Genomic DNA, 13,792 nt, shown 5'->3' with positions numbered 1-13,792 from the left:
GCAAACCGAGCCGCGTCGGGCGGACCGGGCCGGGCCTGGCGGACCGGGCCGCGGCGGTCCACCTGGCCCGCACGCCGCCGAGGCCCGGAGCCGAGGGGCGGGCGGGACCGGTCCGCTGCCGGCGGACCACCGCTCCTCCGGTCCGCGGCCCCCGGTCCGCGGCCTCCTCACGGGTCAGGTCAGCGCGGGCACCTTCAGGGTGAGGGTGGCGGCGTCCGCGTTCAGGACGGCGGGTACGCCCAGCGGCATGGTCAGCGCCGAGGAGCAGTGGCCGAAGCCGAACTCCTCCACCACCGGGACGCCGAGGCCGCCGAACCGGTCCAGCGCGAGGGCCCGGATCTCCTCGTAGGGGCCGCAGTCCTCCCACGAGCCGAGGACGACGCCGGCCACGCCGTCGAGCCAGCCGGAGCGCAGCAGCTGGGTCAGGACGCGGTCCAGCCGGTACGCCTCCTCGCCGACGTCCTCCAGGAGGAGGATGCCGCCGGCCGCGGACCGGCGGGCGTCGGGTGTGCCGAGGCCGGCGGCGAGCAGGCTGGCGCAGCCGCCGAGGGTGACGCCTTCCGCCCGGCCCGGCAGCAGGGTGCGGGCCGACGGCGGGGCCAGCGTCAGCTCCCGCTCCGGGGTGAAGAGGGTCCGCCGCAGGTGGTCCTGGGTGGGGCCGTCCACGCAGAAGGTCTCGGTGGCGGCCATCGGTCCGTGCAGGGTGGCCACGCCCAGCCTGGTGGCGAATGCCTCGTGCAGCGCGGTGATGTCGCTGTAGCCGATGAACGCCTTCGGCGGCGCGGCCCGCATCGCCGCCCAGTCCACCAGGTCCACCATGCGCTGCGCGCCGTAGCCGCCGCGGGCGCACAGCACCGCGGCGAGCGTCGGGTCGCACCAGGCCGCCAGCAGGTCAGCGGCCCGCTCCCGGTCGCCGCCCGCGAGATAGCGGGCCGGGTGCTCGGCCAGGACGTGCGGGGCCACGACCGGTTCGAGGCCCCAGCCGCGCAGGATGTCGAGACCCGCCTTGAGTTGTTCGCGTGAGACGGGTCCGCTCGGGGCCACCACGCCGATCCGGTCACCGCGAACCAGCCGCCGGGGGCGGGTCAGGCCGGGAGCGGGCGCCGGCCGGGCACCGCTCACGTGGTCAGCTCCAGCACGGGCACGCCGGTCGGGGTGAAGCCGAACACCTGACCGTAGAGGGAGAGTTCGGCTTCCAGTGCGGTCACCATGGTGTCCAGGCGGCGGAAGCCGTGGCTCTCGCCCGGAAAGGTGAGGTACGCGTGCGGGATGCCGCGCCCGGCGACGGCGGCCAGGAAGCGTTCGCACTGCACGGGCGGGCAGATCACGTCGTCGAGTCCCTGGAGCAGCAGGAACGGCACGGTGATCCGATCGCCGTGACTGACCGGGGAGCGCTCCCGGTAGCGGTCGGGCACCTCGTCCACCGGGCCGATCAGGGACTCCAGGTACTGGGACTCGAAGTCGTGGGTCTCGTCGCCGTTCTTCGACCAGCCGGTCAGGTCGAGGACCGGGTAGAGCACCGTGCCGCAGGCGTAGGTGCCGGTCGAGGTGAGGGCCGCGGCGCTGGTCCAGCCACCGGCGCTGCCGCCGCGGATCGCGAGCCGGGCCGGGTCGGCGGCGCCCTCGGCGACGAGTCCGCCGGCGACGGCCGCGCAGTCCTCGACGTCCACCACGCCCCACTGCGCGCGCAGTCGGTTGCGGTAGGCACGGCCGTAGCCGGTGGAGCCCCCGTAGTCGACCTCGGCGACGCCGATGCCGCGCGAGGTGAAGTAGGCGATCTCCAGGTCGAGCACCATCGCGGTCCGGCTGGTCGGACCGCCGTGCACCCACACCGCGTACGGAGCGGGGCCGGTGGCCGAGGCGTGCGGGTTGCGGGGCGGGTAGATGTGCGCGTGCACCTCCCGGCCGCCGGGCCCGTTGAAGACGCGGTGGACCGCCTCGGGGACGTAGGCGGGGTCCACGGTGTCATGGTGGGCGGCGCCGATCGCCCGGATGGCGCCGGTCGACGCGTCGAGCTCCACGACCTCGAACGAGGTGCGGGCGCTCGCCGCGATACCGATGACGCGAGGTCCGGCGACCGCGAGGGCGGGCGCCCACTCGGTCCAGTGGCCGGCCGCGTCGGTGAGCTGCCCGGTGGCCGGATCGAGCAGGCCGAGCCGGGGGGCGCCGACGCCGTGCAGCACGGCGACCGGGCCGTGGTCCAGCGGCGCGAACCAGCGGTAGCCGAGCTTCCACAGCGGGCCGGCGAACTCCTCCTCGCGCGGGCAGAGGCCGACAGCCTCGCCGGTGGCCGGGTCCACCCGGTGCACGTTCCACCAGCCGGTGCGGTCGGTGGCGGCGAGCAGGGTGCCGTCGGCGGCCCACTCGGCCTGCGCGACGGACTCCTCGGGGCCGCCGATGAGGGTGCGGGCGTCGCGGAGCGTGCCGGTGGCGGGGTCGAGGTCGGCGATCCGCAGTTCGGTGCCGTCCCACGGCATCCGCGGGTGGTCCCAGGCGAGCCAGACCGCTTGCCGGCCGTCCGCGGACAGTCGCGGTCCGGTGACGAACCGGTGGGTGACGGCGGCCAGTTCGCGCACCGCGGCGCGGTCGGCCGCGGCGGCGCCGTCGAGCGGGACGGCGGCCGGGAGCCGGCGGACATCGGTGGGCCGCTCGCCGGTGAACTCCTCCAGCACGGCCCACACCTCGCCCCGCCCGGGGTGCAGGGCGAGGTCGGCCCAGCGCAGTCCGCCGCCGACGGCGGAGAGGGGGGTGAGCGGGCGCGGCGCGGTCTGCGGCTCGTCCGGGCGGAAGGCGTAGAGCCGCTGGTCGCCGTGGTGGACGAAGACGATCAGGGGGGCGCCGTCGACGATCGCGCCGGCCCACGGGGTGCCGCCGTACTCGATGACGCGGCTGCGGACGTTCCAGGGGGCGGGCAGCGGGCACTCCTCGGTGCCGTCCGGCCGGCGGCGGATCAGCGCGCGCCGGCCGGCCTCGGCGGGCCGGGGCTCGGTCCACCACACCTCGTCGCCGACCACGCCGACGAACTCGGGGTTTCCGTCGTGTGCGGCGGCGGTCGCGGCGTCGATGGGCGACGGCCAGCTGCCGTAGCCGGTCTGCTCGCCGGTGGGCGCGGTCATGCGGAGGCCTCCTCCTGGTTGTCGGCGGCCGGGCCGCCGTTCGTCGCGACGGTGCCGGCGGGCGCGCCGGCACCCCGCATGAAGCGGTCCAGCACCCGCACCCCGAAGTGCAGCGCGTCCACCGGGACGTGTTCGTCCACGCCGTGGAAGAGCGCCTGGTAGTCGAAGCCGGGCGGCAGCTTCAGCGGCGAGAATCCGTAGCCGGTGATGCCGAGCCGGGCGAACTGCTTGGCGTCAGTGCCGCCGGACATGCAGTACGGCACCATGTGCGCCTGCGGGTCGAAGTGCGCCAGCGCCTCGCGCATGGCGGCGAAGACGGGCGCTTGCACGGAGGCGGTCAGCGGCACCTCGTGGTGGTAGTACTCCCACGTGACGTCGGGGCCGGTGAGCCGGTCCATGGTGGTGGTGAACTCCTGCTCGCCGCCGGGCACGATCCGCCCGTCGACGTACGCGGTGGCGCTGCCCGGGATGACGTTGACCTTGTAGCCGGCCTGGAGCATCGTCGGGTTGGCGCTGTTGCGGACGGTGGGCCGGACCAGCGCCGCGGCCGGGCCGAGCCGGTCGAGCAGCGCGTCCACGCCGCCGGGGGTGTCGAGGTCGGCGGACAGCCCGTGCAGGGCGGCGAGCTCGGAGAGGGCGGCCCGTACGGTGTCGGTGATCCGGATCGGCCAGCGGTATTCGCCGATCCGGGCGACGGCGCCGGCCAGCCTGCTGACGGCGTTGTCCTCGTTGACCTTGGAGCCGTGGCCGGCCCGGCCGCGCGCGGTGAGCCTCATCCAGGCGGTGCCTCGCTCGCCGGCCGCGACCGGGTAGATCCGCAGGCCGTCGCGGGCGTGGAAGGTGTAGGCGCCGGACTCGCTGACGCCTTCGGTGCAGCCCTCGAAGACGTCGGGGTGCTCCTTGACCAGATACCCGGCGCCGTACGCGGCGCTGTCCTCCTCGTCCGCGGTGAAGGCGAGCACGATGTCGCGGACCGGCCGGTGCCCGGTGCGGGCCCAGGCGCGAACGGTGGCGAGCACCATCGCGTCCGTGTTCTTCATGTCGATGGCGCCGCGGCCCCAGACCACGCCGTCGCGGACCTCGCCGGAGAACGGCGGCACGCTCCAGTCGGCGGCCTCGGCGGGCACCACGTCGAGGTGGCCGTGCACCAGCAGGGCGTCGGCCGCCGGGTCGGTGCCGGGGATGCGGGCGACGACGTTGGCGCGGCCGGGGGCGGACTCCAGGATCCGCGGCTCGATGCCCGCGTCGGCCAGTTGCTCGGCGACGTACTCGGCGGCGAGCCGTTCGTTGCCGTCGCCGCCGCCGCGGTTGGTGGTGTCGATCCGGATCAGGTCGGAGGTGAAGCGCACCACCTCCTCCAGGGCCGGGGCGTCGACGGCGGCGGATCCGCCGGCCGGGTGCTGCTCAGCCATACTGTTCCTCCACGGCCTGCGAGACGAGTGTGGTGACGGCCTTGAAGGCCCGGATTGCCTCGTACATGGTCGGCAGTGTGTACGCGACCTGCCGCTCCCCGGTGCGCTCCACGCCGGGGACCACGGTGGCGGCTCCGGTCAGGTGCACCGCGTCGAACTCCACCTCGACGGTGAACGGCCCGGCGGCGGCCGGTTCGTGCCGTACGGCGAGCGCGGTCGCCTTTTCGGCGGCGGCGCGGATGTCGGCGGCGGTACGGGCGGGGGTGCGGCACACTGCCGCGTACCGGGAGACGTAATCCTTGACGGCCACGGTACGGGCCAGCGGCGCGTAGCGCGCGGCGTCCAGGCCGGTGCGGTCGTCGCCGGTGACGAGCACGACGGGGACGCCGTACTCCGCGACGACCAGGGCGTTGAGCCGGCCCTCGCTCGCCGGCACGCCGTTGACCCACACGCCGGTGACGGAGTTGGCGAGGTAGGTGTGGGCCAGGACGCCCTCGGTGCCGGCACCGGTGTGGTAGCCGACGAAGGCGATGCCGTCGACGTCGCCGTACTGCACGCCCTCGACCATGGACAGGTCCTTGTGGCGCCCGGTGAGCATCTCCGCCCGCTCGTCCAGCTTCTCCAGCAGGAGGTTGCGCATGGTCCAGTGCGCCTCGTTGATGAGCACCTCGTCGGCGCCGCCGTCGAAGAAGCCGAGCACGGCGGCGTTGACGTCGGAGGTGAACATATGGCGGCAGCGCTGCCACTGGTCGCTGCCCGGCAGCACGTCGGCGGGCCAGGTCACACCGGTCGCGCCTTCCATGTCGGCGGAGATGAGGATCTTCATGCCCAGCACGTTACGCGTCGGCGGGACACCCCTGCCAGGATCCTCTGCCGGCCTGTGGATAACTTCACTGGTCTAGACCTTTATGGCGCTCCTGGCGGCCCGGCTTCACCACGGACCGGCCCCGCCCGCCAGGAGGGGAGGAAAAGCGCCAAACCTGGCGCACGCCCGCGCATAAGCAACCGAACCGGCCGTGCTAGCGTCCAAAGTCTCTGTTCGAACTCTGCTCCGGAGCAGCAGTTCGTTCCCGGCCGGACGGGACTCCGGTCCGGGATGCTCGCCCCCGCTACCGGAAGAGGCCATGTGACCACCTGGCAGCCCGCGCGCTTCGCCGTCGTTCGGGGCCCGAGCGCTCTCATCAGACGGATGGGACCGCGGCACCCGATTGTGATCGCGACGGCCCTTGCCGCGGTGCTGCATCTGCTCTGGGCGGTGTACCTGGCCAAGGACTCCGGCGACATGGCCGCGCAGTACGCCTGGACCAACTTCATACGAGCACATCCCTCCGCGTCGTACAACCTGTCCTGGTACGGCGGCATCCACCCCGCGTCGTACAGCATCCTGTCGCCCTACATCATGGCGACGCTGGGAGTACGGACGACGGCGGTGATCGCCGGCACGCTTTCGACGACGACGGCGGCGGCGCTGCTGCTGCGGTCCGGGGTGAAGCGTCCGCTGCTGCCGGTGCTGTGGACGGTGTTCGCTCTTTGGTGTGACGTGATTTCCGGCCGGGTGACGTTCGCCCTGGGCATGCTGTTCGCCCTGGTCTGCACGGCGCTGCTGTTCCCGGCCGAACGGGCGGCCCGCGGCCACTCCTCACGGCTGGCGGCGGCCACCGCGCTCGCCGCGCTGGCCACCATGTGCAGCCCGGTGGCGGGGCTGTTCCTGCTGGTGGTCGCGGCGGCGCTGTTCCTCAACAAGCGCCGCCGGGACGCCTACATCCTGGCCGCCGCCCCGCCGGTGGTGGTGGGCGCGACCTCGCTGCTGTTCCCCTTCTACGGGGTGCAGCCCTTCAAGTGGTATTTCGCGATCATCCCGCTGGCGGTCTCGGCGGTGATCGCCGTCGCGGTACCGAAATCCTGGCGGTCGGTGCACCTGGGCGCCTCGGTGTACGCGGTGGGCGTCATGCTGACGTGGGTGGTGCCCTCGCCCATCGGCAGCAACGTGGAGCGGCTGGCGCTGCTGTTCGGCGGCACCGTGCTGCTGATGGTCGCCATGGGCAGCTCCTGGGGGACCCGCCGCACGATCGCGGTGTGGCTGGCGTTCGCCGGGGTGGCTGCCTGGCAGATCACCAAGCCGATCGTCGACCAGGTGACCACTGCGGTGGTGGCCTCGACCGTCAAGCACGCCGGACCGCTGATCTCCGAACTGCGCGACGTGCGCGCCGACCGTGGCCGGGTCGAGGTGGTACCCCTGCGCTCGCACTGGGAGGCGACCGGCCTGTCGCCGTACGTCAACCTGGCCCGCGGCTGGAACCGGCAGGCCGACGTGGAGCGCAACCCGCTCTTCTACGACGGCACGCTCACCTCCGACACCTACCGGGACTGGCTGCGCCGCTGGAGTGTCAACTACGTGGTGCTGCCGACCGACCGGCCGGACAGCGCGGCGGTGGCCGAAGCGAAGCTGGTGGCGGCCGGGCAGCCCTGGCTGCACCCGATCTGGGAGGACGCGAACTGGCGGCTGTACGAGGTGAGCGGCGCCGAGCCGCTGGCCGAGCCGCCGGCGGTGGTGGAAGAGGCGGGGCCCGCCGAGCTGACGGTGTCGATGCCCCGGGCCGGTTCGGTGCTGCTGCGCATCCCGTGGTCCCCGGTGCTCGGCATCGAGGGCGCCACCGACAGCAAGCACGGCTGCGTGACCTCCGACGGCGACTGGACCCGGCTGTACGCGCCCGCCGCCGGCAGGTACCGGATCGGCGGAAGTTACGCGCTGATCCGCGGTACGCAGTGCGACAAGCAGGAGGTCAAGGACGGGGACGGGAGCAGCGCGCCGCCCGGCGGCTGACCCCGCCCCGCCCGACCCTCCGTACGGCCGGTCAGCAGCCGGTCAGCAGCCGGTCCGGCCCGCCGTACGCTTGTCCGCTCGGGCCTTCCGGCCGGTCCCCGGCCGTTCGCGCGGCCGACCGCCGGCGATGCCCCGGCACCGCCGGCGACCGACCGACCCGGCTCAGTCCTCGTGGCCGAGCTGGATGTCCCGCTCGGTACGGCCGCCGCCGGCCACCTGGAGGACCGTGGCCACCGGCGGGTACCCGGCGGCGATCACCGTGTACTCGCCGGCCGCCAGGTCCACGAAGCGGAAGTGGCCGTCGGCACCGGTGGTGACGGAGTCGACCACGTTGCCCGCCGCGTCCAGCAGGGTGACCCGGGCGTCCTCCACCAGCCGCCCGCCGGGGGCCCGGACGACCCCGCGCAGCGCCGCGCCGCCGGCCAGCTCGATGTCCTGCCGGGTCTCCCTGGACGCCTGTACCGACACCGGCAGCGCGGTGGGCCGGAAGCCGGGCGCGCTGGCCGCCAGGGTGTACTCCCCCGCGACGAGTTCGGTCAGCGTGTACAGGCCCTCGCGTCCGCTGCGGGCACCGGCCACCACGTCGCCGCGTACGTCGGTGAGGGTGACCACGGCGTCCCTGACCGGGGTGCCGTCGGCGGTGCGCACCGCGCCGGCCAGCCGTCCGGCGCCGCCGAGCACCACGTCGAGCTCCACCGGATGGTCGCCCACCGTGACACTGACCGCCTGCGGCTGGTGCCCGCCGGCCGCCGCGATCAGCACGTAGCTGCCGGCGCCCGGGGTACTGAGCGCGTACCGCCCGTCCTCCGCGGTCGCGCCGCGGCCGACCTGCCGCCCCGAGACGTCGATCAGGGTCAGGGCGGCGCGGCCGACGGTGGTGCCGTCCGAGTGCTGGACGGTGCCGCAGACCGCCACGCCGCCCAGATGCGGGCGGCGGGCGCCGGGCAGCGGGATCTCGGACCCGCCGGGCCCGGGATAGGTGTCGGTCAGTACGCCGCCGGCCGGGCCGGGCCCGGGTTCGTAGGGGGCGTCGTGCGTGGGGTCATACGCCGACGGGGCGGCGGGGCCGTGCTGGGTCACCAGAGGTTTCTCCTTGAGGAGGAAGGCGAAGAGGAAGCCGAGGACGAGGACCGGCACCAGGTAGAGGAAGATCCGCGGCATCGCGTCGGCGTAGGCGTGGACGTAGCCGTCGCGGACCGGCGCCGGCAGGGTTCGGACCAGTTGCGGGGTGACCGACTGGGGGTCGGGCAGCCGGACGCCGTGCGGGAGTTCGGCGGTGAGCCGCTCGGCGAGGCGGTCGGCGAACAGCGTGCCGAAGACGGCCGCGCCGACCGAACCGCCGATCTGCCGGAAGTAGTTGTTGGCGCTGGTGGCGGCGCCGACGTCGGAGGGCGGCACGGAGTTCTGCACGGCGAGTACCAGGACCGGCAGGACCAGGCCGATACCGAGGCCGAGCACCGCCATATAAAGGCTGTACTCGATCTGCGGGGTGTCCGCGTCCAGCAGCGAGAGCAGGTACATGCCGACCGCGGACAGCGCGCCGCCGACGATCGGGAAGACCTTGTAGCGGCCGGTGCGGCTGATCAGCTGGCCGCCCACGACGGAGGCGGCCACGACGCCGAGCATCAGCGGCAGCATCAGCAGTCCGGAGCCGGTGGCGCTGGCCCCCTCCACCATCTGCAGGAAGGTCGGCAGGTAGCTGGCCGCGCCGAACAGCGCGACACCGACCACGGCGCCGATCAGCGCCGTCGTGTTGAAGACCCCGTCCCGGAACAGCCGCAGCGGGATGACCGGTTCGGCGGCGAAGCGCTCGGTGAGGACGAACAGCAGCGCGCAGACCAGCGCGCCCGCGCCCAGCGCCAGGATCTCCCGGGACCGCCAGCCGTACGTGGAGCCGCCCCAGGTGGTGAGCAGCACCAGACAGGTGGAGCCGGCCGCCAGCAGCAGGGCGCCGAGCACGTCGAGCCGGGGCCTGGTCCGCGGCTTGGGGAGTTTCAGCACCACGGAGATCACGGCGAGGGTGACCAGGCCGAAGGGGATGTTGACGGAGAAGCACCAGCGCCAGGAGGCGTGGTCGGTGAAGAAGCCGCCGAGCAGCGGCCCGGCGACCGATGCCAGGCCGAAGGCGGCGCCGATCAGGCCCATGTAGCGGCCGCGCTGCCGGGGCGGCACGATGTCGGCCATGATCGCCTGCACGCCGATCATCAGTCCGCCGCCGCCGATGCCCTGGATCGCCCGGAAGGCGATCAGCTCGTCCATGGTGCGGGACCAGGCGGCCAGCGCGGAGCCGGCCACGAAGGTCAGGATCGCGAACTGAAAGACGCTCTTGCGGCCGAAGAGATCGCCGAGCTTGCCGTAGATCGGCAGGCCGATGGTGGAGGCCAGCAGGTAGGCGGTGACGACCCACGACATCCTGTCGAGTCCGTGCAGTTCCCCGACGATCTTGGGCAGCGCGGTGGCGACGATCATCTGGTCGAGCGCCGCCAGCAGCAGGGCCAGCATCAGCCCGAGGAACACCAGTCGGAGCCGGCGCGGGGTCAGCTCGCCGACACCCGCGCCGGCGCCCGCTCCCGTGTCCGCCCACGCCCCCGCGTCCCGGTGCGGGGGCGGGTCCGCGGCGCCGGGCCGCTCCTCGCCGAGCGCTTCCGGGGTGTCGTCCGGCTCCGGCGGGCCGCCCGGTGCCATCGCGCCGTCCGGCTCCGGCGGGGCACCGGGTCCGGCCGGGCCGGCCTGCGGCGGGGCCTGTCCGGGCCGCGCCGCCATACCCTCGATCAACGTGCCACCCACCGCTGCCGCTCCCCTCGCCGCACCTGCTCCGCCACCGTTTCCCGCATGAGGCGACAACGATGGACAGACGCGGCGATTCTCAGGAAGTAGCCAAAACCACCCGGACGAGTGGTGCCCGTTGCCTTGGCCTGCTCGCCGTCCGGCGGGCACCGGGTCTCACGCGGCCGGCTGCTGCTCCACCTCGGCGGCCAGGGACGCCAGCGCCTCGCCGTAGATCCGGCCGAGGCCCTTGGGCGCGAAGGTGCGCTCGAAGAAGCCGCCGACGCCGCCCGCGCCCTGCCAGGTGGTGCCGACCACGACCCGGCTGCGGCCCTCGCCCGCCGGGGTGACGGTCCAGGTGTTCACCATCGTGGAGTTGCGGTCGGTCTCCACGAGCTGCCCGGGGGTGGGCTCGGTGACGTCGAACAGGCAGTCGCGGATCCGCTTGCTGGTGGCCTGGAGCTTCCAGTGCACGAGGGTGCCGGCGCCCTTGCCGCCCTCCCGGACCTCGTACTCGCTGAACTGCCCAGGGAGCACCCGGCCGCGGGTCCCGGCGTAGTCGGCGAGCGCTGCGTACACCCGCTCGGGATCCGCCTCGACGATGCGTTCCGTGGTGGCCTCGACCAGCGCCATGACTTCTCCTCGGTTCGGTCTCGGTGCGCGGCCGCGTGGCGCGGACCGCGTGGCGCAAAGCCAACCACACCCGAATTTCGAATTTTTGTTCTATTGTGGACGAGGAGACAAGCCGGACCACCGAAGGAGGGCGCGATGCGCTGGGACCAGCTGGACCGCAACGACTCGGCGGGCGCGCTGTTCGGTACGGACGCCGTGACGACGCGGACGTTCGACACCCCGGGCTTCAGCGGCATCACCTTCCACGAGATACGGGCCCGCACCCTCCTCAACCGGGTGCCGGGCGCCTCCCGGATGCCGTTCGAATGGACGGTCAACCCATACCGGGGATGCAGCCACGCCTGCGTCTACTGCTTCGCCCGCAGGACGCACAGCTATCTGGACCTGGACACCGGGCACGACTTCGACACGCAGATCGTGGTGAAGACCAACGCGGCGGAACTGCTGCGCCGCGAGCTGGCGGCGCCGCGCTGGAAGGGCGAGCACGTCGCCATGGGCACCAACGTCGACTGCTACCAGCGGGCCGAGGGCCGCTACCGGCTGATGCCGGGCATCCTGGAGGCGCTGCGCGACCGGGCCAACCCGTTCTCGATCCTCACCAAGGGCTCGTTGATCCTGCGCGACCTGGACCTGATACGGCAGTCCGCGAGCGTCACGGAGGTGTCCGTCGCCCTGTCCGTCGGCTTCGTGGACAACGAGCTGTGGCGCAGCGTGGAGCCGGGCACCCCTTCGCCCGAGACCCGGCTGGCGGTCTGCCGCACCTTCGCCGGGCACGGGATCGCGCCCGCCGTGCTGATGGCGCCGGTGCTGCCGTTCCTCAGCGACTCCCCCGAGCAGCTGCGGGCGACGGTGCGGGCCGTCGCCGCGGCCGGCGCCGGTTCCATCACCCCGCTGGTGCTGCACCTGCGGCCCGGCGCCCGCGAGTGGTACATGGCGTGGCTGGCCCGCGAGCACCCGCATCTGGTCCGGCGCTACGAGACGATGTACGCGGGCGGTTCGTACGCGCCGAAGTGGTACCAGCGGCAGGTCACCCGGCAGGTGCACGAGTTCGCCGCCGAGTTCGGCTGCGGGCCGTCGCTGCCGGGCGGCGCGCGGCGGCTGCGGCGGCCCGAGGAGCCGGCCGAGCCCGGACCCGCGCCCGCGCGCCCGCGCGGTTCCGTGCCCGCGGCGCCGCCCTCGGCCATGGAGGGGGACACCCAGCTCACCCTGCTGTGAGACCCCCCGCGGGCGGCGGGCGTTCCGCGTCCGGCCGGCCGCCGTCCCCGCCCCCGGTGTCCGCGCCGGCGGTCCGCAGGGTCTCCAGGCCCTCCGCGCAGGCCCGGGCAATGTGGTCGAGGGCGGGCCGCGGCCGGGCGCGCAGTCGCTGCAGGGTCTCGGTGAGCGCCGGTACGGCCTCGGGCGCGCGCAGGTCGACCAGCAGGCGGATAGCGGGCAGCGCGTACCCGGTCCGCAGCGGGTTGGTGGCCAGCACGGCGGCGGCCCGGCCGGTGCGCGGGTCGCCGAGCCGCAGCAGGGCCTTCGCCGCCTGCCGGGCACGGGCCTCGTCCTGGTGGTTGAGCAGCAGCGCGAGCGTCTCGAACGCTCGCCGGTCGCCCGCCCCGGCGAGTTCGACGGCGGCGGCCTCCCGTACGTCCAGCGGGCGGCCGGGGGCGGTGAGGGCGAGGGCGAGCCGCTCGCGGGTGGCGGGATCCATCGGACCACCGTAGGGGCGGGCACGGCCCGCGGACGTTCTTCGGCGGTTCGCCGGCGCCCGTGCGGGACACCTGCTAGGGCAGCCGCGCCCGAGCCGCGGGACCGGCCGGGCCGACCGGGGGTTCTCGCGGCCCGGGCAAGCGGTCGAGCCGCCGCGTGGCCCGGTGCGCCGGGGGCGCCGCGTGCGCCCCGGGCGGTTTTCCGCCGTCCGCCGGACGGGGCGCTCCGGCGTGTTACGTTCCCCACATGTCCCAGCCCGTGAAGTCCGACGTACCCGAGACCGCGAACGGCCGCCGGGCCGCCGCTCAGCGCCACCGGGTGCGGCAGGACCTCGCGGCGGCGGCCCTGCACCTGTTCGCGACGCAGGGGTACGAGGCCACGACCGTCGACGAGATCGCGGCGACCGCCGGGGTGGCGCGCCGCACGTTCTTCCGTCATTTCCGCTCCAAGGAAGAGGCGATCTTCCCCGACCACGACGACACGCTGGTCCGGGTGCAGGCGGTGCTGGACTCCGCGGACCCGCGTGAACACCCGCTGGACACGGTCTGCCGGGGCATCACCGAGGTACTGCGGATGTACGCGCAGGTGCCGGAGATGTCGGTGGAGCGCTACCGGCTGACCCGTGAGGTGCCGACGCTGCGGGAGCGGGAGATCGCCTCGGTGGCCCGCTACGAGCGGACCTTCACCCGCTATCTGCTGGGGCACTTCGACGAGGGCGCGCAGCGCGACGGCGACGACGACCCGCTGCTGGCGGAGGTGGCCGCGTCGGCGGTGGTGGCCGCGCACAACCACGTACTGCGGCGGTGGCTGCGGGCCGGCGGCAAGGGCGACGTGGAGACCCAGCTCGACCGCGCCTTCGCGGTGATCAAGAAGACCTTCGGCACCGGGATAGGGGCCGGCCGGATACCGTCGCGTGCCGCGGTGGAGCCGACGTCCGTGGTGTCCCGGCGCGGCGAGGTGGTGGTGGCGGTGGCCCGCACGGACGCCTCGCCCGCGGAGATCCTGCACAGCATCGAGGAGGCGCTGCGCCGGGCCTGATCCCCCGCCGCGGCCCGCACTGCGCGCCGCCCCCGCTCTCGCGGCGGCCGTCCGGACCGGTCCGGGCGGCCGCCGCGGCCCGCCGCGGGCACCCGGGCCGTCCCGTGCCGTGCCGTCCGCCGGGGCCGGGGTGTCCGCCCGGCCGCGGTACCCGCGGGGAGGACCCGCGCGCCCGGTGTCCCCGGCGGGCGTGGAAGCGGCGGCGGACGCCTTCCGGATCCACGGCGGTCACGCCTTCTGCGGGGAATACGAGATCGAGCCGCTGCGCAGAAGACGCCCGTGTTGCTGACAGATGAAGGGACCGCGAGATC

The 13,792-nt window shown here is 74.2% G+C and carries 10 protein-coding genes; 3 read left to right on the top strand and 7 right to left on the bottom strand.

Annotated features, from left to right (window positions below; translation table 11 throughout):
- Positions 1–174 precede the first annotated feature (174 nt).
- Genes RLT57_RS25815 through RLT57_RS25800 form a run of 4 tightly spaced genes read right to left on the bottom strand, consistent with a single transcriptional unit; the run spans position 175 to position 5,354 of the window.
- Positions 175–1,122, bottom strand: coding sequence for a S66 peptidase family protein (locus tag RLT57_RS25815; RefSeq protein WP_311299646.1), 948 nt, complete (start codon positions 1,120–1,122; stop codon positions 175–177).
- On the bottom strand, positions 1,119–3,116 hold the full coding sequence (locus tag RLT57_RS25810) for a S9 family peptidase (protein WP_311299645.1): 1,998 nt from the start codon (positions 3,114–3,116) through the stop codon (positions 1,119–1,121). Before RLT57_RS25810 ends, RLT57_RS25815 begins: the two co-directional genes overlap by 4 nt.
- A complete protein-coding gene (locus RLT57_RS25805; protein ID WP_399129402.1) occupies positions 3,113–4,528 on the bottom strand; it encodes a M20/M25/M40 family metallo-hydrolase in 1,416 nt (471 codons plus the stop codon). Before RLT57_RS25805 ends, RLT57_RS25810 begins: the two co-directional genes overlap by 4 nt.
- Positions 4,521–5,354, bottom strand: a complete 834-nt coding sequence (locus RLT57_RS25800; RefSeq protein ID WP_311299644.1) for a M55 family metallopeptidase — start codon at positions 5,352–5,354, stop codon at positions 4,521–4,523. Before RLT57_RS25800 ends, RLT57_RS25805 begins: the two co-directional genes overlap by 8 nt.
- A 363-nt stretch (positions 5,355–5,717) precedes the next feature.
- Here RLT57_RS25800 and RLT57_RS25795 point away from each other — a divergent pair, with 363 nt between their 5' ends.
- The gene (locus tag RLT57_RS25795; protein WP_311299643.1) at positions 5,718–7,352 is read left to right on the top strand and encodes an MFS transporter; all 1,635 of its coding nucleotides are present in this window, start codon (positions 5,718–5,720) and stop codon (positions 7,350–7,352) included.
- A 162-nt stretch (positions 7,353–7,514) separates the two neighbouring features.
- Here RLT57_RS25795 and RLT57_RS25790 read toward each other — a convergent pair whose 3' ends face one another.
- Both RLT57_RS25790 and RLT57_RS25785 read right to left on the bottom strand, forming a co-directional pair.
- Positions 7,515–10,139, bottom strand: coding sequence for an MFS transporter (locus RLT57_RS25790; protein ID WP_399129400.1), 2,625 nt, complete (start codon positions 10,137–10,139; stop codon positions 7,515–7,517).
- 156 nt (positions 10,140–10,295) lie between these two features.
- On the bottom strand, positions 10,296–10,751 hold the full coding sequence (locus RLT57_RS25785) for an SRPBCC family protein (protein ID WP_311299642.1): 456 nt from the start codon (positions 10,749–10,751) through the stop codon (positions 10,296–10,298).
- A gap of 135 nt (positions 10,752–10,886) precedes the next feature.
- On the opposite strand from RLT57_RS25785, the gene RLT57_RS25780 reads away from it, so the two are divergent.
- Positions 10,887–11,966 (top strand): Rv2578c family radical SAM protein, encoded by a 1,080-nt coding sequence (locus RLT57_RS25780; RefSeq protein ID WP_311299641.1) that lies wholly within the window; start codon positions 10,887–10,889, stop codon positions 11,964–11,966.
- Here RLT57_RS25780 and RLT57_RS25775 read toward each other — a convergent pair.
- On the bottom strand, positions 11,953–12,444 hold the full coding sequence (locus tag RLT57_RS25775; RefSeq protein WP_311299640.1) for an adenylosuccinate lyase: 492 nt from the start codon (positions 12,442–12,444) through the stop codon (positions 11,953–11,955). The two genes, RLT57_RS25780 and RLT57_RS25775, sit on opposite strands and share 14 nt — an antisense overlap.
- A 245-nt stretch (positions 12,445–12,689) precedes the next feature.
- Between RLT57_RS25775 and RLT57_RS25770 the strand changes: the two genes are divergently transcribed.
- Entirely contained in the window at positions 12,690–13,481 is a 792-nt protein-coding gene (locus RLT57_RS25770) for a TetR family transcriptional regulator (RefSeq protein ID WP_311299639.1), read from the top strand.
- Positions 13,482–13,792 lie beyond the last annotated feature (311 nt).

Source organism: Streptomyces sp. ITFR-21 (assembly GCF_031844685.1).
Lineage (GTDB): Bacteria > Actinomycetota > Actinomycetes > Streptomycetales > Streptomycetaceae > Actinacidiphila.
The sequence above is the reverse complement of the archived record's forward strand: the minus strand, read 5'-3'. Positions and strand labels throughout refer to the sequence as shown.

What these genes read in the sequence shown, in the direction of transcription:
- RLT57_RS25795 (WP_311299643.1), top strand. Translation starts at nt 5,718, where the DNA reads ATGGGACCGCGGCACCCGATTGTGATCGCGACGGCCCTTGCCGCGGTG.
- RLT57_RS25775 (WP_311299640.1), bottom strand. Translation starts at nt 12,444, where the DNA reads ATGGATCCCGCCACCCGCGAGCGGCTCGCCCTCGCCCTCACCGCCCCC.
- RLT57_RS25780 (WP_311299641.1), top strand. Translation starts at nt 10,887, where the DNA reads ATGCGCTGGGACCAGCTGGACCGCAACGACTCGGCGGGCGCGCTGTTC.
- RLT57_RS25785 (WP_311299642.1), bottom strand. Translation starts at nt 10,751, where the DNA reads ATGGCGCTGGTCGAGGCCACCACGGAACGCATCGTCGAGGCGGATCCC.
- RLT57_RS25810 (WP_311299645.1), bottom strand. Translation starts at nt 3,116, where the DNA reads ATGACCGCGCCCACCGGCGAGCAGACCGGCTACGGCAGCTGGCCGTCG.
- RLT57_RS25800 (WP_311299644.1), bottom strand. Translation starts at nt 5,354, where the DNA reads ATGAAGATCCTCATCTCCGCCGACATGGAAGGCGCGACCGGTGTGACC.
- RLT57_RS25805 (WP_399129402.1), bottom strand. Translation starts at nt 4,528, where the DNA reads ATGGCTGAGCAGCACCCGGCCGGCGGATCCGCCGCCGTCGACGCCCCG.
- RLT57_RS25770 (WP_311299639.1), top strand. Translation starts at nt 12,690, where the DNA reads ATGTCCCAGCCCGTGAAGTCCGACGTACCCGAGACCGCGAACGGCCGC.